This is a genomic window from Pseudomonas sp. 30_B, from assembly GCF_017491605.1.
In the GTDB taxonomy this organism is placed as follows: Bacteria; Pseudomonadota; Gammaproteobacteria; order Pseudomonadales; family Pseudomonadaceae; genus Pseudomonas.
This window is the reverse complement of sequence record NZ_JAFGYY010000009.1, coordinates 22233-40599: the sequence shown is the minus strand read 5'-3', so window position 1 is coordinate 40599 and position 18367 is coordinate 22233. Positions and strand designations below refer to the sequence as shown.

Annotated in this window: 14 protein-coding genes; 9 read left to right on the top strand and 5 right to left on the bottom strand. The window is 66.7% G+C overall.

Annotation, left to right across the window (positions count from 1 at the left end; translation table 11 throughout):
- Window positions 1-162: 162 nt before the first annotated feature.
- Window positions 163-969 (top strand): SDR family oxidoreductase, encoded by an 807-nt coding sequence (locus J5M67_RS11910; RefSeq protein WP_207885522.1) that lies wholly within the window; start codon window positions 163-165, stop codon window positions 967-969.
- A gap of 241 nt (window positions 970-1210) precedes the next feature.
- On the opposite strand, the gene J5M67_RS11905 is transcribed toward J5M67_RS11910, so the two are convergent.
- The 4 genes from J5M67_RS11905 to pbpG all read right to left on the bottom strand — a co-directional run bounded on the left by J5M67_RS11905 (window position 1211) and on the right by pbpG (window position 4877).
- Window positions 1211-1777 carry a TetR/AcrR family transcriptional regulator gene (locus J5M67_RS11905; protein WP_207885521.1) on the bottom strand — a complete coding sequence of 189 codons (567 nt, stop codon included), beginning with the start codon at window positions 1775-1777 and terminating at the stop codon, window positions 1211-1213.
- A 293-nt stretch (window positions 1778-2070) separates the two neighbouring features.
- Window positions 2071-3204, bottom strand: a complete 1134-nt coding sequence (locus tag J5M67_RS11900; protein ID WP_207885520.1) for a thiolase family protein — start codon at window positions 3202-3204, stop codon at window positions 2071-2073.
- Window positions 3205-3231: 27 nt separating this feature from the next.
- Window positions 3232-3771, bottom strand: coding sequence for a PaaI family thioesterase (locus J5M67_RS11895; protein WP_207885519.1), 540 nt, complete (start codon window positions 3769-3771; stop codon window positions 3232-3234).
- A gap of 173 nt (window positions 3772-3944) precedes the next feature.
- The gene (pbpG, locus tag J5M67_RS11890; RefSeq protein ID WP_207885518.1) at window positions 3945-4877 is read right to left on the bottom strand and encodes a D-alanyl-D-alanine endopeptidase; all 933 of its coding nucleotides are present in this window, start codon (window positions 4875-4877) and stop codon (window positions 3945-3947) included.
- A 523-nt stretch (window positions 4878-5400) separates the two neighbouring features.
- Between pbpG and J5M67_RS11885 the strand changes: the two genes are divergently transcribed.
- The 7 genes from J5M67_RS11885 (at window position 5401) to J5M67_RS11855 (ending at window position 15501) form a co-directional block, all read left to right on the top strand.
- Window positions 5401-7080: an AMP-binding protein gene (locus J5M67_RS11885; RefSeq protein ID WP_207885517.1), complete on the top strand. Its 1680-nt coding sequence runs from the start codon at window positions 5401-5403 to the stop codon at window positions 7078-7080.
- Window positions 7081-7119: 39 nt separating this feature from the next.
- Window positions 7120-8136: an AraC family transcriptional regulator gene (locus J5M67_RS11880; protein WP_207885516.1), complete on the top strand. Its 1017-nt coding sequence runs from the start codon at window positions 7120-7122 to the stop codon at window positions 8134-8136.
- An 84-nt stretch (window positions 8137-8220) separates the two neighbouring features.
- Window positions 8221-10368: a methyl-accepting chemotaxis protein gene (locus J5M67_RS11875; RefSeq protein ID WP_207885515.1), complete on the top strand. Its 2148-nt coding sequence runs from the start codon at window positions 8221-8223 to the stop codon at window positions 10366-10368.
- 340 nt (window positions 10369-10708) lie between these two features.
- The gene (locus J5M67_RS11870; RefSeq protein WP_207885514.1) at window positions 10709-12373 is read left to right on the top strand and encodes an acyl-CoA synthetase; all 1665 of its coding nucleotides are present in this window, start codon (window positions 10709-10711) and stop codon (window positions 12371-12373) included.
- 18 nt (window positions 12374-12391) lie between these two features.
- Window positions 12392-13162: a 3-hydroxyacyl-CoA dehydrogenase gene (locus J5M67_RS11865; RefSeq protein WP_207885513.1), complete on the top strand. Its 771-nt coding sequence runs from the start codon at window positions 12392-12394 to the stop codon at window positions 13160-13162.
- A 16-nt stretch (window positions 13163-13178) separates the two neighbouring features.
- Window positions 13179-14363: an acetyl-CoA C-acyltransferase gene (locus J5M67_RS11860; protein WP_207885512.1), complete on the top strand. Its 1185-nt coding sequence runs from the start codon at window positions 13179-13181 to the stop codon at window positions 14361-14363.
- A gap of 10 nt (window positions 14364-14373) precedes the next feature.
- Entirely contained in the window at window positions 14374-15501 is a 1128-nt protein-coding gene (locus J5M67_RS11855; protein WP_207885511.1) for an acyl-CoA dehydrogenase family protein, read from the top strand.
- Between the two features lie 527 nt (window positions 15502-16028).
- Here J5M67_RS11855 and J5M67_RS11850 read toward each other — a convergent pair.
- Window positions 16029-16958: a LysR family transcriptional regulator gene (locus J5M67_RS11850; RefSeq protein ID WP_207885510.1), complete on the bottom strand. Its 930-nt coding sequence runs from the start codon at window positions 16956-16958 to the stop codon at window positions 16029-16031.
- Window positions 16959-17127: 169 nt separating this feature from the next.
- Here J5M67_RS11850 and J5M67_RS11845 point away from each other — a divergent pair, with 169 nt between their 5' ends.
- Window positions 17128-18357, top strand: coding sequence for an acyl-CoA dehydrogenase (locus J5M67_RS11845; RefSeq protein WP_207885509.1), 1230 nt, complete (start codon window positions 17128-17130; stop codon window positions 18355-18357).
- The last annotated feature ends 10 nt before the right edge of the window (window positions 18358-18367 follow it).

Here is an 18367-nt window from a genome sequence, read left to right as displayed (position 1 = left end):
GTGATGCGCAGGCTTCGGATGAGCGGTGTTGACAGATAATATTATGAGCATAATATCTAGCTTCAGATGACGGCTGTAATTCAATTGGGCCGGACATTCCCCATGGCCCACGGGCCCTGACCAGCCTTGCATGCGGGCGCTTCGCCCCACTGGAGAAGAACCATGAATGCCAAATCCGAACTGGGCCGCGCACTGATCACCGGTGCTTCTTCCGGCATCGGCGCCACCTACGCCCAGCGCCTCGCCGCCCAGGGCTACGACCTGCTGCTGGTGGCCCGTGACCAGCAACGCCTGGACGCCCTGGCCGCACGCCTGGGCGAGCAGTACGGCGTCTCGGTGCAGGTACTGAAGGCCGACCTGACCCGCAGGGAAGACCGCGCCCGCGTCGAGGCCCGCCTGGGTGAGGACGAGAGCATCAGCCTGCTGCTGAACAACGCCGGCGTGGCGCTCAACGGCACCCTGCTGGACACCGACCTGGACCGCCTGGAAAGCATGATCGAACTGAACGTCACCGCCACCGCGCGCCTGGCCGGCGCTGCCGCCAAGGCATTCGCCGGGCGCGGACGCGGCACCATCATCAACGTCGCGTCGGTGCTGGCCCTGGCGCCGGAGTTGTTCAACGGCAGCTACAGCGCCACCAAGGCGTTCGTGCTGAACCTGACCCTGTCCATGCAGCAGGAACTGGCGCCGTTGGGCCTGCGTATCCAGGCCGTGCTGCCGGGCGCCACCCGCACCGAAATCTGGGACCGCGCCGGCACCGACATCTCCGCGCTGCCGGCGGAAATGCTGATGGACGTGAACCACATGGTGGATGCCGCACTGGCGGGCCTGGCCCAGGGCGAAGTGGTGACCCTGCCGGCGCTGCCGGATGCCGGCGAGTTCGAAGCCTTCACCGCCGCGCGGCTGAAGATGGCGCCGAACCTGTCGCGCAACGCCCCGGCGGAGCGCTACGGCATTGCGGTTGACTGAATGATTCGTTGAGTGGCGAAAAGCGCTTGCCCCGGCCTGGTGCCGGGGCTTTTTTATGGGCGCTGCGTATTGGCCGGTAATCAACCGTAGGAGCGGACCTTGTCCGCGAAGTCCTGTGCGGCGGCTTGTGAAGCGTCAGGTGAATGCCGATGGATTGCGCAAACAGGTGGGACGCCGGCCCTGCCGGCGGATCGCGGGCGTGGCCCGCTCCTACAGGTGTCTGCCGCTGCGGTCGCGCGGCTCACTCCGCCGCCCCGATCTCCCGCTTGAGATGCCGGCGGGTGCTGTCCAGGATACGGTCGGACAGCTCCGGATCGGCCACGCTCCTCGACAGCACCAGCGCACCGACCAGGGTGGCGAGCAGGGCGACGCTTTCGTCGTCGGCATGCTCGCTCGGCAGCGCCTTCTCGATGGCATCGATGCGCGCCTGGACGATGGCGTCGGTGGTGGAGCTGGCATGGCCGCGCGCGCCCAGCTCGGCCGAGATGGTCGGCAGCGGGCAGCCCTTGCCCGGTGCGGCGCGGTGCCTGGCGGAGAGGTATTGGTCGATGAAGCCGGGCAGCGGGTCCTGCTTCTCGAACTGCTGGTCAACGACCGGGCGCAGTTGCTCGGCGGCCTGCTGCAGGGCGATCTCCACCAGCTCGTCCTTGGACTTGAAGTGCGCGTAGAAACCGCCGTGGGTCAGACCCAGTGCCTTCATCAGCGTCTGCAGGCCGGTGGCGTCGACGCCTTCGCTGCGGAAACGCTGCGCCGCCTCGTTGATGATGCGTTCGCGGGTCTGGGCCTTGTGGTCTTCGGAGTAACGCATGACCGATGTCTCCTGCGGATCATGGAATGCTGGGTGTCATTCTAACGCAGGGCGGGCGAGGGGAGGTGATTCGGGACAGGCCCGGGCGTGGTTTGACAGAGGATCGCGGACGAAGTCCGCGATGTTTTTCCCAGCGTCGGGATGTCTCTGGCACCGTAGGGCGTACAACCGTTCGCGGTTGTACGCCGATACACCAGGCTTCATCGGCGGCTCCGGGGTTGATCCGGGGTGCGTTGGGACCAAGGTCAATCGGCGTATAACGCGGAGCGTTATACGCCCTACGTTCGTGGTGATCAGCGAACGGCTTCGAGCAAGGTTGCCACGCCTTGCCCGCCGCCGATGCACTGGGTCGCCACCGCATAGCGCCCACCGCTTTCCTTCAGCAGCGCCGCTGCCTTGCCGGTGATCCGCGCGCCGGTAGCGCCCAGCGGATGTCCGATGGCCATGGCGCCGCCGTGCAGGTTGACCCGGTCGATGTCCAGTTCCAGCCCGCGCAGGCAGGCCAGGGCCTGGCTGGCGAAGGCCTCGTTGATTTCCACCAGATCGATGTCGGCCATGCGCAGGCCGGCGCGGTCGAGCAGTTTGCGGGTGGCGTAGAGCGGGCCCATGCCCATGATTTCCGGCGGGCAACCGACCACGGAAACCGCCTTGATCCGCGCCAGGATATTCAAGCCGTGTTCACGGGCGAACGCCTCGCTGCACACCAGCACTGCCGCTGCACCGTCGGTGAGTGGCGAGGCGGTGCCGGCGGTGACGCTGCCGCCGAAGGCCGGCTTGAGCTGTGCCAGGGCTTCGAGGCTGGTACCGGGACGGATGCAACCATCTTCGCCGACCACGCCGTTGGGCGTGTCGATCCGCACGATCTCCGCGGCCAGCTTCCCCTGTTCGCGGGCACGCGCGGCCTTGGCGTGGGAGTCCACCGCCATGGCCTCCTGATCATCGCGGGAGATGCCGAAGCGTTCGGCGACGATCTCGGCGGTCTGCCCCATGGGCATGTAGGCCTGCGGGAACTCCTCCAGCAGGCGCGGGTTGGGCGAGACGTTGAAACCGCCCATGGGCACGCGGGTCATGGACTCCACGCCCGCGCAGATGAATGCATCGCCCGCGCCGAGCTGGATCTGCCCGGCGGCGAAGTGGATGGCGGTCATGGACGAGCCGCAGAAGCGGTTCACCGTTGCGCCCGCCACCGTCTCCGGCAGCCCGGCGAGGAAGCCGGTGATGCGCGCCAGGTTCATGCCCTGTTCGGCCTCGGGATAGGCGCAGCCCATGATCAGGTCCTCGATCAGCCGGGCATCCAGGCCGCTGCGCGCGACCAGGCCCTTCACCGTCTGCGCGGCGAGGTCATCCGGGCGCACGTCGATCAACGCGCCCTTCTTGGCGAAGTGGAAGGGGGAGCGGGCATAACCCGCAATGACGACGGAAGTCATGGTCGATCTCCTGCAACGAATGGCCTGTCAGCGCCCGAGGATCAGGCAGGTGGTGGAACCGGTGGCGTAGAGGCGGCCGTCCACGTCGTAGAGGCGGCCCTCGGCCAGGGCGGTGGAGCGGCCCAGATGGATCAGCGTGCCTTCGGCGCGGATCGGCCCGGTGTCACGGGTCAGCGCGCGGATGTAGCTGATGCGCAGGTCGGTGGTGGTGTAGCCCAGGCCCGGTTCGAGCATGGTGTGCACCGCGCACCCCATGGCCGAATCCAGCAAAGTCGCCGCGTAGCCGCCGTGCACGGTGCCCAGCGGGTTGTAGTGGCGCAGGTCCGGGGTGCCCTGGAAGATGAAGCGGCCCTGGCCCCATTCCAGCGGGACGAAGCCGATCAGGGCATTGATCGGCGGGGCGGGCAGTTCGCCAGCGCCAATACCGTCGAAGAATTCCTGGGGCGTCTTGCCACGCAACTCCTGCAGCGAAACCACGCCGGGCTCGGCCAGGCACTGGCGCCTCTGCGTGGCCGCCGCTTCCCAGGCGGCAATCTTCTGTTCACGGGTGAGTGTCAGTTCGGTCATCGCAAGGCTCCGGCAATCAAATATTACGATCGTCATACTAGCATTGAATGACGATCAGCATATAAGTGACGGAAGCGCCATCCAGCAGGGCTGAAGCGACAGAGCGAGAAGCGGAAGGAGAGGGGAGGCAGGAGAGGGCGACTGGCGGAGCGGACTCCGCCAGTCGAAGGGGCTTACTCGGCGGTAGCGGTGACGCTGGCCGCGCGAGCCTGGCTGCGCTGGGCCTTGTACTGCAGGGCGACGGCGGGCACCGGCGAAGCCTTGCCGGTTTCCACCCAGCGGCGGATGCGGCCGGCGTCGGCCACATGGGTGTGCTTGCCGAAGGCGTCCAGCAGCGCCAGCGCGACCGGGCGGCCGTTCATCACGGTGACCATCACCAGGCAGTGGCCGGCGTCATTGGTGAAGCCGGTCTTGGTCAGGCGGATGTCCCACTTGCCGCCGCGCACCAGCGGGTTCGTGTTGAAGAAGCTCAGCGAGTAGCCGGGCTTGCTGAAGCGCGCGTCGCTGGTCGCGGTGGTGCTCATCTGGCGAATCTGCGGGTAGGTGTAGGCGGCCTTGGCCAGGCGGATCAGGTCCTCGGCGTTGGAGGTGTTGTGGATCGACAGGCCGGTGGGTTCCACATAGTGGGTATGGTTCATGCCCAGGGACTTGGCCTTGGCGTTCATCGCCGCGACGAAGGCCTTGGAGCCGCCCGGATAGCTGTGCGCAAGGCTGGCGGCGGCGCGGTTCTCGGAGGACATCAGGGCCAGCAGCAGCATCTTCTCGCGGCTGATCTGGCTGCCCAGGTGCACGCGGGAGAACACGCCCTTCATTTCTGCGGTCTCGGAGATGTCGACGGTGACTATCTCGTTCATCGGCAGCTTGGCGTCCAGCGTCACCATGGCGGTCATCAGCTTGGTCACCGAGGCGATGGGCACGACCAGGTTGGGGTTGCTGGAATAGATGACCTTGTCGGTCTGCAGGTCGACCACCAGCGCGCTGCCGGAGGCCAGGACCAGTTGATTGGGCTGTGTCGCCTTGGCGGGCGAGGCGGCGAGAGAGTTCGATGTACAGACAACAGCGGCGCAGGCAAGAAGCAGGCTCAGTATCGAACGGCGACTAGTCATGAATGTGATTCGCAGGCGTGAGTGGGAAATTCTCTACATCCCTGTAGGTAATTTCGCGGGATTTTAATTCATGCCCCGGTCCAGCGCACCTGGCGGCGTGAAGAAGCGGCTGTATCACTTTGCGACGGCTTGAGACAGCGGATTCGACAATCGGTCAGGTACGCGGGCGGTGCAGTGCCAGCGCAGGGGCGGGCAAGGTTCCAGCTGTTGCGAAATGCAACCGGCCAAGGATAGGCCCCGGTAGTTGAAAAACGTGTCAAACCCTCGCCAGCTATGGGCTTTCCATCTGATGGCACGTTTTGTGACTGGCTATCCTCCCATGTACGGATTGGCTGTACGGCATCGATGACGATGTTCCGGGGTTGCGTTTACCTTTACGTTAACGTAAACATGGTCCGCAGCCCGCGACCGGCCAGTCGGACCGGCCGGCGGCCTGCACGCAAGCCCGGCCACAGACGCCGACGTCGCTGCCGCAGTCGAACGTTCGGCGTTGATCCCAGAACAAGCACAACAAGGGAAAGCCATGAACCACCTGAGTTACACCCGCGGCCGCCAGGACAAGCCCCTGCTGGCCATGACCGTCGGCGCTGCCTTCGACGCCACGGTCGAGCGATTCCCGCAGCGCGAGGCCCTAGTCGTTCGCCACCAGAACCTGCGCTACACCTGGGCCGAACTGGCCGAGGTGGTCGATGGCATTGCCCGCGCCTTCCTTGCCCTGGGCCTGCGCCCCGGCGACCGCCTGGGCATCTGGGCGCCCAACTGCGCGCAGTGGTGCGTGACCCAGTTCGCCAGCGCCAAGGTCGGCGCCGTGCTGGTCAACATCAACCCGGCCTACCGCAGCAACGAACTGGAGTACGCGCTCAAGCAGTCCGGCTGCCGCTGGCTGGTGTGCGCCGATGCGTTCAAGACCTCCGACTACCACGGCATGCTCGCCGGCCTGTTGCCGGAGCTGGGGCAGGGCCGTCCGGGCGAACTCTCCAGCGAGCGTTTGCCGGAGCTGCGCGGGGTGATCAGCCTGTCCGACACCGCGCCCGCCGGCTTCCTGCGCTGGAGCCAATTGGCGCCGTTGGGCGCCGCGATTTCCGCCGCCGAACTCGCCGAGCGCCAGGCGCTGCTGCAGTTCGACGAGCCGATCAACATCCAGTACACCTCCGGCACCACCGGCTTCCCCAAGGGCGCCACGCTCAGCCACTACAACATCCTCAACAACGGCCTGATGGTCGGCGACAGCCTCGGCCTCACCGAGCACGACCGCCTGGTGATCCCGGTGCCGCTGTACCACTGCTTCGGCATGGTGATGGGCAACCTCGGCTGCCTGACCCACGGCTCCACCATGATCTACCCCGCGCCCAGCTTCGAACCCGAGGCGACCCTGGCGGCAGTGGCGGAAGAGAAGGCCACCGCGCTGTACGGCGTGCCCACCATGTTCATCGCCGAACTGGATCACCCGACCCGCCGCGACTTCGACCTCTCCAGCCTGCGCACCGGGATCATGGCCGGTGCCACCTGCCCGATCGAAGTGATGCGCCGGGTTATCGACGAGATGCACATGGCCGAGGTGCAGATCGCCTACGGCATGACCGAGACCAGCCCGGTGTCGCTGCAGACCGGCCCGGAAGACGACCTGGAAACCCGCGTCACCACTGTTGGCCGCACCCAGCCGCACCTGGAAAGCAAGATTATCGACGCCGACGGCCGCATCGTCCCGCGCGGCACCATCGGCGAACTGTGCACCCGCGGCTACAGCGTGATGCTCGGCTACTGGAACAACCCGCAGGCGACTGCCGAAGCCATCAGCCCGGCGCGCTGGATGCTCACCGGCGACCTGGCGGAAATGGACGAGGCGGGCAACGTGCGCATCGTCGGCCGCAGCAAGGACATGATCATTCGCGGCGGCGAGAACATCTATCCGCGCGAGATCGAGGAGTTCCTCTACACCCACCACGCCGTGGCCGATGCCCAGGTGATCGGCATCCCCGACGAGAAATACGGCGAGGAGCTGGTCGCCTGGGTCAAGTTCCACCCCGGCCACAGCGTCGGGGAGGACGAGCTGCGCGCCTTCTGCAAGGCCGCCATCGCCCACTTCAAGGTGCCGCGCCACTTCCGCTTCTGCGACGAGTTCCCGATGACGGTGACCGGCAAGATCCAGAAGTTCCGCATGCGCGAGATCAGCATCGAAGAGGTGCGCAGCAAGCGTGGCTGATCGATTGACCCGCCCTCACGCCCATGACCGCGAGGCGGCATGGGCGTAGAGAAGGGCACCATCTCCATCCGCCTGGTGGCCGAGGCGCTGGCCGAGTTTCGTCGTTCCGGAGGGGACGAGGGTCCGCTGCTGGTCGCCGCCGGCATTCCCGCCGAGCTGTTCGGCAAGCCCTATGCGCGGGTCTCCAGCCAGGCCTACGCGCGGCTCTGGCGGCGCCTGGCGCGTGCGATGGATGACGAGTTCTTCGGTATGAATGCCCGGCGGATGAAATCGGGCAGCTTCAACTTCATGGCCGCCGCGGCGATCCGCGAGCCGACCCTGGAAGCGGCGCTGAATGCCGCGCTGCGTTTCATGGGCCTGATCTTCGATGACTTCACGCCACGGCTGACTCGCCAGGACGGCCTCGCCGCTATCGTCCTCGACGAGCCCGAGGGTCCGGCGCCGCGGGCTTTCTGCTACTTCACCCTGTGGCTGATGCTGCACGGCCTGGCCTGCTGGCTGGTGGGCCGGCGCATCCCGATCCTCGCCGCCGAACTGCGCTGCCCGCAGCCGGACTTCATCGCGGATTACCGGGTGATGTTCAGCGAGAACCTGCTCTTCGCCCGCCGCCAGTCGCGCCTGCTGTTCAACGCCGAGGCGCTGGAGCTGCCGGTACGCCGGGACGAGCGCGAGCTGCGGCGTTTCCTCAATGGCGCGCCGGCCAACATCCTGGTGCGTTACCGCGACCCGCAGAGCCTGGCGGCGCGCACCAAGGCCTACCTGCGCAGCCTGAAGTTCGAGCGCTGGCCGGACCTGGATGCGCTGGCCGGGCACTTCTACATGGCGCCCTCGACCCTGCGTCGCAAGCTGGCCGCCGAAGGGCAGTCCTACCAGGCACTCAAGGACCAGTTGCGCCGCGACCTGGCCATAGCCCGGCTGGACAGCGGCGACGGCAACTTCGCCGACCTGGCCGAGGAACTGGGCTTCGCCGACACCAGTGCCTTCTACAAGGCCTTTCGCAAGTGGACCGGCTCCACGCCGGGGCAATACCGCGCGCTGATGCGCCAGGAACCCTGAAATTCCGGGGCTTTCGGCTCAAGAAAGCGCGTTTCGCGCCGTTAACTCTTCACAGAACCGAACCTTGCTCAAGGACGCCACGCCATGCCTCTGTCCCGCCTTTCGATCCAGTGGAAAATCACGCTGCTGACCGGCCTGTGCCTGCTCTGCATCGTCAGCCTGCTGGTCGGCCTTTCGCTGCTGCGGATGAACCACGATGCGCAATTGATCAAGGCGGCCAATGCCGACATGCTCAAGGACGCGGCCAAGGCGCGGATGCAGGCGCGCAGCGAGCAGCAGGCGGAGATCATCCAGCGCTTCTTCACCGACGTGTACCACTTCGGCAACCAGTTCTCCCGTCAGGTCAGCCAGCTGCGCGAACAGTCGACCAAGCACGGCGTGGACGCCGCCAGCGTGCGCAAGGACCTCAACCAACTGGTGCGCGACGGTCTGAAGAGCAACCCCAACCTGCTCAGCCTCTATGTGGTCTTCGAACCTGACGCGCTGGACGGCCAGGACGCGCAGTTCCACGACCAGCCCGATGCCGGCAGCAACGAGAAGGGCCGCTTCGGCGCCTACTGGGCGCAGAAGGCCTCCGGCGAGATGACGGGGCTGGCGGTGACCGAGGACATGATCGCCGACACCACGCCGATGCTCGACGGCAGCCCGTTCAACACCTGGCAGCAGTGCCCGCTGCAGACCCGCAAGGCCTGCGTGCTGAACCCCTATTTCGACAGCGCGTCGGGCGCCAAGGTGCTGATGACCACCGTGACCTTCCCGTTGATCGACCAGGGCAAGGTCATTGCCGTGGTCGGCATCGACATCAGCCTCAGCCGCCTGCAGCAGCTCAGCAGCGATGGCAACCGCCAGCTCTATGACGGCGCCGGCAGCGTCAGCATCGTCAGCCCGGCGGGCCTGCTGGCGGGCTATAGCCGCGATGAAGCGCTGCTTGGCAATCCGCTGGAAAAGGCCTTCCCCGGCCAGGCGAGCGAACTGCTCGCGGTGCAGACCGCCGGCCGCCCGCAAGTGCTGGAGAAGGACGGCCAACTGCGCGTGGTCGAGCCGCTGCTGCCGATCCCGGAAGCGAGTAAACCCTGGGCCGTCGTGCTGGACGTGCCCCAGGACGTCCTGCTCGCGCCCGCGCTGCAATTGCAGAAGCAGCTGGATGAACGCAGCTCCAGCGGCGCGCTGTGGCAGAGTCTGATCGGCCTGATCGCCGCCGTGGTCGGCCTGCTGCTGGTGTGGCTCACCGCCCGCGGCGTGACCCGGCCGATCCTGGGCGTCGCCGCCATGCTGCGCAACATCGCCAGCGGCGAAGGTGATCTGACCCGGCGCCTGGATTACTCGGGCAAGGACGAGCTGGGCGAGCTGGCCGGCTGGTTCAACCGTTTCCTCGACAAGCTGCAGCCGATCATCCGCGACGTGAAATCCTCGGTGCAGGACGCCCGCGCCACCGCCGACCAGTCCTCGGAAATCGCCAGCCAGACCAGCGCGGGCATGCAGCAGCAGTTCCGTGAAGTCGACCAGGTCGCCACCGCCTCGCAAGAGATGAGCGCCACCGCCCACGACGTTGCCAACAGCGCCGCCATGGCCGCCGAAGCCGCCCGGGGTGCCGACGGCGCGACCCGTGACGGCCTCGACGTGATCGACAACACCACCCGCCTGATCGACGAACTGGCCAGCGACATGAGTAGCGCCATGAGCCAGGTGGAAGGCCTCGCGGCGAGCAGCGAGCAGATCGGCTCGGTGCTGGAAGTGATCCGCGGCATCGCCGAGCAGACCAACCTGCTGGCGCTCAACGCGGCCATCGAAGCGGCGCGTGCCGGAGAGGCGGGGCGCGGCTTCGCGGTGGTCGCCGACGAGGTGCGCAACCTGGCGCGGCGTACCCAGGATTCGGTGGAGGAAATCCGCCAGGTCATCGAAGGTTTGCAGAACGGCACCCGCGACGTGGTCGGCGCCATGAGCAACAGCCATCGCCAGGCGCAGGACAGTGTAAGCCAGGTGGAGCAGGCCGTGGCCGCGCTCAAGCGCATCGGTGACGCGGTCAGCGTGATCACCGACATGAACCTGCAGATCGCCAGCGCCGCCGAGGAGCAGAGCGCGGTGGCCGAGGAGATCAACCGCAACGTGGCGGGGATTCGTGACGTGACCGAATCGCTGTCGAGCCAGGCGCAGGAGTCGGCGCAGGTCAGCCAGTCGCTGAACAAGCTGGCGAATCACCAGCAGGGGTTGATGGATCAGTTCCGCGTCTGATCCCCGCACACGACGCTCTCGTAGGAGCGGAGCTTCTCCGCGAAATCCCGGCGAAGCCGGGACCCTCGTTGGCCGGCCTGGCGGCCGGATCGCGGACGGAGTCCGCTCCTACAGGTGAACGCCGAGCGAGACCGGACCTTGTAGGAGCGGGCCATGCCCGCGATCCGCACTGCACGATGCTCATCGCGGACGAAGTCCGCTCCTACGCAACGCCCATCATCTCCACACGCCCGGGCTGTCCAATCCGCTCATCCAGATTGGCGGCTTTCGACATTGCCCGCTCCGCTCTGCGGCGGGAACATCAGGAGACTCCACACAAGAACAACCCAGGAGTCCTGCGATGCGTTCCCATACCGCCGCCACGGCCGAGTTCGACTACCGCGCCACCGCCGATGCCACCCTGGCCGGCACCCTCGACGCGCTCAACGCCTGCGTCGAATGCTGCGACCGCCACGCCATCCCCGGCCGTGTCGCGCTGTTCTGGGAGGGCAAGGATGGCGACAGCGCCTCCTACACCTTCACCCAGCTCAAGGAACTTTCCGGCCGTTTCGCCAGCTTCCTGCACGGCCTCGGCGTGCGCCCCGGCGACGTGGTTTCCGGCATGCTGCCGCGCACCCCGGAACTGCTGATCACCGTGCTCGGCACCTGGCGCCTGGGCGCGGTCTACCAGCCGCTGTTCACCGCCTTCGGCCCCAAGGCCATCGAGCACCGGGTCAAGCTGGCCGGTAGCAAGGTGGTGGTCACCGACGGCGCCAACCGCGCCAAGCTCGACGAAGTGCCCGACGCCCCCACGCTAGTGACCGTCAGTGGCCAGAAGGGGCAGGGCATCCGCCATGGCGACTACAGTTTCTGGGCCGAACTGGAGCGCCACTCGCCGGACTTCGAACCGGTCCTGCGCAGCGGCGAAGACACCTTCCTGCTGATGTTCACCTCCGGCACCACCGGGTTGGCCAAGCCGCTGGCCGTGCCGCTGAAGGCCATCGTCGCCTTCGTCGGCTACATGCGCGACGCGGTGGGCCTGCGCGAGGAGGATTCGTTCTGGAACCTCGCCGACCCCGGCTGGGCCTACGGGCTCTACTACGGCGTCACCGGGCCGCTGGCCATGGGGCATCCGATCACCTTCTACGAAGGCGCGTTCTCGGTGGAGAGCACCTGCCGCATCGTGCGCAAGTACGGCATCACCAACCTGGCCGGCTCGCCCACCGCGTACCGCCTGCTGATCGCCGCCGGTGAGGCGGTGTCCAAACCGCTCAAGGGCCGTCTGCGCGCCGTGAGCAGTGCCGGCGAGGCGCTCACCCCAGAAGTGATCCGCTGGTTCGCCAGCGAGCTGGGCGTGACCATCCACGACCACTACGGGCAGACCGAGCTGGGCATGGTCCTGGCCAACCACCACGCACTGGAACACCCGGTGCACCTGGGCGCCGCCGGCTACTCCATCCCCGGCCACCGCGTGGTGGTGCTGGACGAGCAGGGCAACGAGCTGCCCGTCGGCCAGCCCGGCATCCTCGCCATGGACCGCCGCCAGTCGCCGCTGATGTGGTTCGCGGGCTACCAGGGCATGGAGACCAAGGCCTTCGTCGGCGACTACTACCTGAGCGGCGACACCGTGGAGCTGAATGAGGACGGCAGCATCAGCTTCGTCGGCCGCTCCGACGACCTGATCACCACCTCCGGCTATCGCGTCGGCCCGTTCGACGTGGAAAGCGCGCTGATCGAGCACCCGGCGGTGATCGAGGCGGCGGTGATCGGCAAGCCCGACCCGGAGCGCACCGAGCTGGTCAAAGCCTTCGTGGTGCTCTGTTCGTCCTATCGCCCGAGCACGGAGCTGGCCGAGGAACTACAACAGTACGTGCGCAAGCGACTGTCGGCGCACAGCTACCCGCGGGAAGTGGAGTTCGTCGAGGAACTGCCCAAGACCCCCAGCGGCAAGATCCAGCGCTTCCTCCTGCGTAACCAGGAGATCGCCAAGCAACGCGAAGCAGCCGAGAAAGCGGCTGCTCACTAAGTACAGCGGAGAGACTTCATGCAGATCCAGAACAAGGTATTCCTGATCACCGGCGGTGGCTCCGGCCTCGGCGCGGCCACCGCCAAGGCCCTGGTGGACGCCGGCGCCAAGGTGGTGCTGGCGGACATCAATGCCGAAGCCGGCGCCGCGCAGGTCGCCGAGCTGGGCGAGGCCAATGCGCGCTTCATCCGCACCGACGTGTGCAGCGAGGCGGACGCCAAAGCCGCAGTACAGACCGCGCTGGACACCTTCGGCGCGCTGCACGGCCTGGCCAACTGCGCGGGCGTGGCCCCGGCGGAAAAGATCATCGGCCGCAACGGCGTGCACGCCCTGGAAAGCTTCACCCGCACCATCAACATCAACCTGATCGGCACCTTCAACATGCTGCGCCTGGCCGCCGAAGCCATGGCGCGGAACGAGCCGGACGCCGGTGGCGAGCGCGGCATCATCATCAACACCGCCTCGGTGGCCGCCTTCGACGGGCAGATCGGCCAGGCCGCGTACTCCGCCTCCAAGAGCGCCGTGGTCGGCATGACCCTGCCCATCGCCCGCGAACTGGCGCGCTCGGGCATCCGCGTGATGACCATCGCCCCCGGCATCTTCGAAACCCCGATGATGGCCGGCATGCCCCAGGAAGTCCGCGACTCCCTCGGCGCCAGCGTGCCGTTCCCGCCGCGTCTCGGGCGCCCGGACGAATACGCCGCACTGGCCCGCCACATCATCGAGAACAGCATGCTCAACGGCGAGGTGATCCGCCTCGACGGCGCCATCCGCATGGCCGCGAAGTAAGCAGGAGGACTATTCCATGAACGATCCCATCGTTATCGTCAGCGCCGTCCGCACCCCCATGGGCGGTTTCCTCGGCGACTTCAAGGACACCAACGCCGCCACCCTCGGCGCGGCCGCCGTTCGCGCCGCCGTCGAACGTGCCCGCCTGGGCGCGGAAGAGGTAGACGAAGCCGTGCTCGGCTGCGTGCTCGCAGCCGGCCAGGGTCAGGCCCCGGCCCGCCAGGCGGTGCTGGGTGCGGGCCTTGCGCGCGGCACGCCGTGCTCCACCGTGAACAAGATGTGCGGCTCGGGCATGAAGGCCACGATGATGGTGCACGACGCGCTGCTCGCCGGCAGCGCCCGCGTGGCCCTGGCCGGCGGCATGGAGAGCATGTCCAACGCGCCGTACCTGCTGGAGCGCGCCCGCAGCGGCTACCGCATGGGCCACGGCAAGGTGCTCGACCATATGTTCCTCGACGGCCTCGAGGACGCCTACGACAAGGGCCGCCTGATGGGCACCTTCGCCGAGGACTGCGCCGAGAAGTACGGTTTCACCCGCGAGCAGCAGGATGACTACGCCATCGCCTCGCTGACCCGCGCGCAGAAGGCCATGAGCGAAGGCCGCTTCGCCGACGAGATCGTTCCAGTCACCGTCAAGGCCGGCAAGGAAACCCGCGAAGTCAGCCAGGACGAACAGCCGCCGAAGGCCCGGCTGGACAAGATCCCGACCCTGAAGCCGGCGTTCCGCGACGGCGGCACCGTGACCGCGGCCAACTCCAGTTCCATCTCCGATGGCGCCGCCGCGCTGGTGCTGATGCGCCTGTCCGAGGCCGAGAAGCGCGGCCTGACTCCGCTGGCGGCCATCCGTGGCCATGCATCCTTCGCCGATGCGCCGAACCTGTTCCCGACCGCCCCGGTGGGCGCGGTGAACCGCCTGCTGCGCCGCACGGGCTGGGCGATGCACGATGTCGACCTGTTCGAAGTCAACGAAGCCTTCGCCGTGGTCGCCATGGCCGCCATGCGCGAGCTGGACATCCCCCACGACAAGATCAACGTCCACGGCGGCGCCTGCGCCCTGGGCCACCCGATCGGCGCCTCCGGCGCGCGGATCATCGTGACCCTGCTGTCGGCGCTCAAGCAGTACGACCTCAAGCGCGGCGTGGCTGCGGTGTGTATCGGCGGCGGCGAAGCCACGGCCATTGCGGTCGAGCGTCTGGCCTAAGGAACAAGCGATGATTCCCAGCGAAGAAGACATCCAGATCCGCGACGTTGCCCGGCAGTTCGCCCAGGAGCGGTTGAAGCCCTTCGCCGCCGAGTGGGACCGCGAGCACCGCTTCCCCGCCGAAGCGCTGAAGGAAATGGCCGACCTCGGCTTCCTCGGCATGCTGGTGGCGGAGGAGTGGGGCGGCGCGCAGACCGGCCACCTGGCCTACGCCATGGCGCTGGAGGAAATCGCCGCCGGCGACGGCGCCTGCTCCACCATCATGAGCGTGCACAACTCGGTGGGCTGCATGCCCATTGCCAAGTTCGGCAACGACGAGCAGAAGCGCCAGTTCCTGATGCCCCTGGCCCGTGGCGAGATGATCGGCGCCTTCGCCCTGACCGAACCACAGGCCGGCTCCGACGCCAGCTTCCTCAAGACCCGCGCCCGCCGCGACGGCGACCATTACGTGCTGAACGGCAGCAAGCAGTTCATCACCTCCGGCAAACACGCCGGCCTGGTCATCGTCTTCGCGGTGACCGATGCGGCAGCGGGCAAGAAGGGCATCAGCGCCTTCATCGTGCCCACCGATACTCCGGGCTACCGCGTGGTGCGCGTCGAGGACAAGCTCGGCCAGCATGCTTCCGATACCTGCCAGATTGCCTTCGACGACGTGCGCATCCCGGCCAGCTACCGGCTGGGCGAGGAAGGGCAGGGCTACGCCATCGCCCTGGCGAACCTCGAAGGCGGCCGCATCGGCATCGCCTCCCAGGCGGTCGGCATGGCTCGCGCCGCGTTCGAATACGCCCGCGACTACGCCCACGAGCGCGAGACTTTCGGCAAGCCGATCATCCAGCACCAGGCCGTGGCTTTCCGTCTGAGCGACATGGCTACCGAGATCGCCGTGGCCCGGCAGATGGTCCACCACGCCGCCAGCCTGCGCGAAGCGGGTATGCCGTGCCTGACCGAAGCTTCCATGGCCAAGCTGTTCGCCTCGGAAATGGCCGAGCGCGTGTGCTCCGCGGCGATTCAGACCCTCGGTGGTTATGGCTATCTGCAGGACTACCCGGTGGAGCGCATCTACCGCGACGTGCGCGTGTGCCAGATCTACGAAGGCACCAGCGACGTGCAGCGGCTGGTGATTGCGCGCAGCCTGTAAAGGGTTCGGCGTAGGGCGTACAACCGTTTGCGGTTGTACGCCGTTACTCCAGGCTATGCCGCCAGCTCCAGGGCCAAGTTCGAAGCGCTCTGAATCAAGGTCAATCGGCGTATAACGCGGAGCGTTATACGCCCTACGGGTTCGCCGGCAGACCCCGGCCTGTTCGTTGGACAGGCACTTCGGCAGGGCGGGGCTGCGGGCGGCTTATTGTTTCGAACGTTATGAACCCTGCAAAACGCGCAGGTGACGTTGGCGTTTCCCTGTAGGAGCGGGCCATGCCCGCGATCGCGCGCATGGCGCGCTCCTACAGAGAGATATCGGTGCGCGGGGGCTCTTGTAGGAGCGGACCTTGTCCGCGAAGGCCTAGCGTCGCTGAAGAGCATCGCGGAGAAGCTCCGCTCCTACGAGAGCGGGTACGGCGCGTGGGTTGAATGTCGCGCAGGGTTCAACCTGTAGGAGCGGACTCCGTCCGCGATCAACCTCGCTGCCAGGCCAATCGCGGACGGAGTCGCTCCTACGAATAGCAATCATGCTTGTTGCGCCGCCTCACGCTCCCGCGCCGTCACTTGCTGGCACAGCTCGATGATCTGCTCGCGCATCCAGCGGTTGGCCGGGTCCTGGTCGGTGCTTTCGTGCCAGTACAGGTGGGTTTCCAGCCTGGGCACGTCGTTCACCGGCAGGTTGACGAAATGCAATCCGTGGTGACGGGCGAAACGCTCGGGCACGGTCACCACCATGTCGGTCTGTTGCACCACGGTGGAGGCCATCAGATAGTGCTGCGAGCGCAGGGCAATCTTGCGCTGCAGGCCCATCTTGCCCAGCGACAGATCCACATAGCCCAGGCCGCTGCGACGGCTGGAAATCTGGATGTGCGCCACCGACAGGTATTCCTCCAGCGTCAGCTTGTCCTTGGCCAGCGGGTGGCCCTGGCGCATGGCGCAGACGTAGCGGTCCTCCATCAGCTTGACGTGGCGCACCTGCGGGTCGGTGTTCAGCGGCGCGTCCACGGCGAAGTCCAGGCGGCCGGCGGCCAGTTCCTTGGTGGTCTCGCGGCGCTTGGAGAGGAAGCTCTCGATGTGCACGTTCGGCGCCTGGCGGCGCAGGCGCTGGAACAGCGGCGGCAGGATCACGGCCTCGGTGAGGTCGGTCATGCTGATGCGGTAGGTCTTGTTCGCCTGTGTAGGCGTGAAGGTGCGGCTTTCCTGCACCGAGATGCGCAACAGCTGCAGCGCATTGCGCACCGGCCCGATGATGTTCTGCGCCATGGGCGTGGGCACCATGCCCTGTGCAGTACGCACGAACAGCGGGTCGTTGAAGGTTTCGCGCAGGCGGGCGAGGGCGTTGGAGACGGCGGGCTGGGTAATGCCGACGATCTGTCCGGCGCGCGTCAGGTTGGCTTCGGTGTAGATCGCATCGAAGACAATGAACAGGTTCAGATCGACCTTGCTGAGGTTCATTCCAGGGCTCCGCTTTTTAGTTGTTCTGCGCTCGATCATACCCGAACCTGCGCCCAGGTCCATATGGGTTATGAATGTTCATTGATTCGGATAATAGGCTGGGTAAATCCTCGTTGCTGTTCTAGCATCATCACCACGACAAACAACCCGCCGCCAGAAGGTAGCCCCCATGGATTTCGCTTATTCCGCCAAGGTTCAGGATCTGCGTGAGCGCGTCACCGCGTTCATGGAAGCCTACGTCTATCCCGCCGAGAAGGTGTTCGACGAGCAAGTGGCCCAGGGCGACCGCTGGCAGCCCACCGCGATCATGGAAGAGCTCAAGGCCCGCGCCAAGGCCGAGGGCCTGTGGAACCTGTTCCTGCCCGAGTCCGAACTGGGCGCCGGCCTGACCAACATGGAATACGCGCCGCTGGCCGAGATCATGGGCCGCTCGCTGATCGGCTCCGAGCCGTTCAACTGCTCCGCGCCGGACACCGGCAACATGGAAGTGCTGGTGCGCTACGGCACCGAGGAGCACAAACGCACCTGGCTGGAACCGCTGCTGCGTGGCGAGATCCGCTCCGCCTTCGCCATGACCGAGCCGGGTGTGGCCTCGTCCGACGCCACCAACATGCAGGCCAACGCGGTGCGCGACGGTGACGAGTGGGTGATCAACGGCCGCAAGTGGTGGACCTCCGGTGCCTGCGACCCGCGCTGCAAGATCATGATCTTCATGGGCCTGACCAATCCCGACGCGCCGCGCCACCAGCAGCACTCGATGATCCTGGTGCCCACCGACGCGCCCGGCGTGAAGATCCTCCGCCCGCTGCCGGTGTTTGGCTACGACGACGCCCCGCACGGCCATGCCGAAGTGCTGTTCGAAAACGTGCGCGTCCCCTATGAGAACGTGCTGCTCGGCGAAGGCCGTGGCTTCGAGATCGCCCAGGGGCGCCTCGGCCCGGGTCGTATCCACCACTGCATGCGTTCCATCGGCATGGCCGAACGCGCGCTGGAACTGATGTGCAAGCGCGCCGTCAGCCGCACCGCCTTCGGCAAGCCGCTGGCGCGCCTGGGCGGCAACATCGACCACATCGCCAACTCGCGCATCGAGATCAACCAGGCCCGCCTGCTGACCCTCAATGCCGCGTACATGATGGACACCGTCGGCAACAAGATCGCCCAGAGCGAGATCGCCCAGATCAAAGTCGTGGCGCCCAACGTCGCCCTGCAGGTGATCGACCGCGCCATCCAGATGCACGGCGGCGCCGGTGTTTCCAACGACACCCCGCTGGCGTACTTCTATGCGATGCAGCGCACCCTGCGCCTGGCTGATGGCCCGGACGAAGTGCACCGCGCGGCCATCGGCAAGTTCGAGATCGGCAAGTACGTGCCCAAGGAAATGCTGCGCAGCGGTCGCTGATCGCAAGCTC

Bases quoted from the DNA above. Each gene is read 5' to 3' on its own strand.
- J5M67_RS11875 (WP_207885515.1), top strand. From the start codon at position 8,221: ATGCCTCTGTCCCGCCTTTCGATCCAGTGGAAAATCACGCTGCTGACC.
- J5M67_RS11880 (WP_207885516.1), top strand. From the start codon at position 7,120: ATGGGCGTAGAGAAGGGCACCATCTCCATCCGCCTGGTGGCCGAGGCG.
- pbpG (WP_207885518.1), bottom strand. From the start codon at position 4,877: ATGACTAGTCGCCGTTCGATACTGAGCCTGCTTCTTGCCTGCGCCGCT.
- J5M67_RS11865 (WP_207885513.1), top strand. From the start codon at position 12,392: ATGCAGATCCAGAACAAGGTATTCCTGATCACCGGCGGTGGCTCCGGC.
- J5M67_RS11910 (WP_207885522.1), top strand. From the start codon at position 163: ATGAATGCCAAATCCGAACTGGGCCGCGCACTGATCACCGGTGCTTCT.
- J5M67_RS11850 (WP_207885510.1), bottom strand. From the start codon at position 16,958: ATGAACCTCAGCAAGGTCGATCTGAACCTGTTCATTGTCTTCGATGCG.
- J5M67_RS11905 (WP_207885521.1), bottom strand. From the start codon at position 1,777: ATGCGTTACTCCGAAGACCACAAGGCCCAGACCCGCGAACGCATCATC.
- J5M67_RS11885 (WP_207885517.1), top strand. From the start codon at position 5,401: ATGAACCACCTGAGTTACACCCGCGGCCGCCAGGACAAGCCCCTGCTG.
- J5M67_RS11900 (WP_207885520.1), bottom strand. From the start codon at position 3,204: ATGACTTCCGTCGTCATTGCGGGTTATGCCCGCTCCCCCTTCCACTTC.
- J5M67_RS11860 (WP_207885512.1), top strand. From the start codon at position 13,179: ATGAACGATCCCATCGTTATCGTCAGCGCCGTCCGCACCCCCATGGGC.
- J5M67_RS11895 (WP_207885519.1), bottom strand. From the start codon at position 3,771: ATGACCGAACTGACACTCACCCGTGAACAGAAGATTGCCGCCTGGGAA.
- J5M67_RS11870 (WP_207885514.1), top strand. From the start codon at position 10,709: ATGCGTTCCCATACCGCCGCCACGGCCGAGTTCGACTACCGCGCCACC.
- J5M67_RS11855 (WP_207885511.1), top strand. From the start codon at position 14,374: ATGATTCCCAGCGAAGAAGACATCCAGATCCGCGACGTTGCCCGGCAG.
- J5M67_RS11845 (WP_207885509.1), top strand. From the start codon at position 17,128: ATGGATTTCGCTTATTCCGCCAAGGTTCAGGATCTGCGTGAGCGCGTC.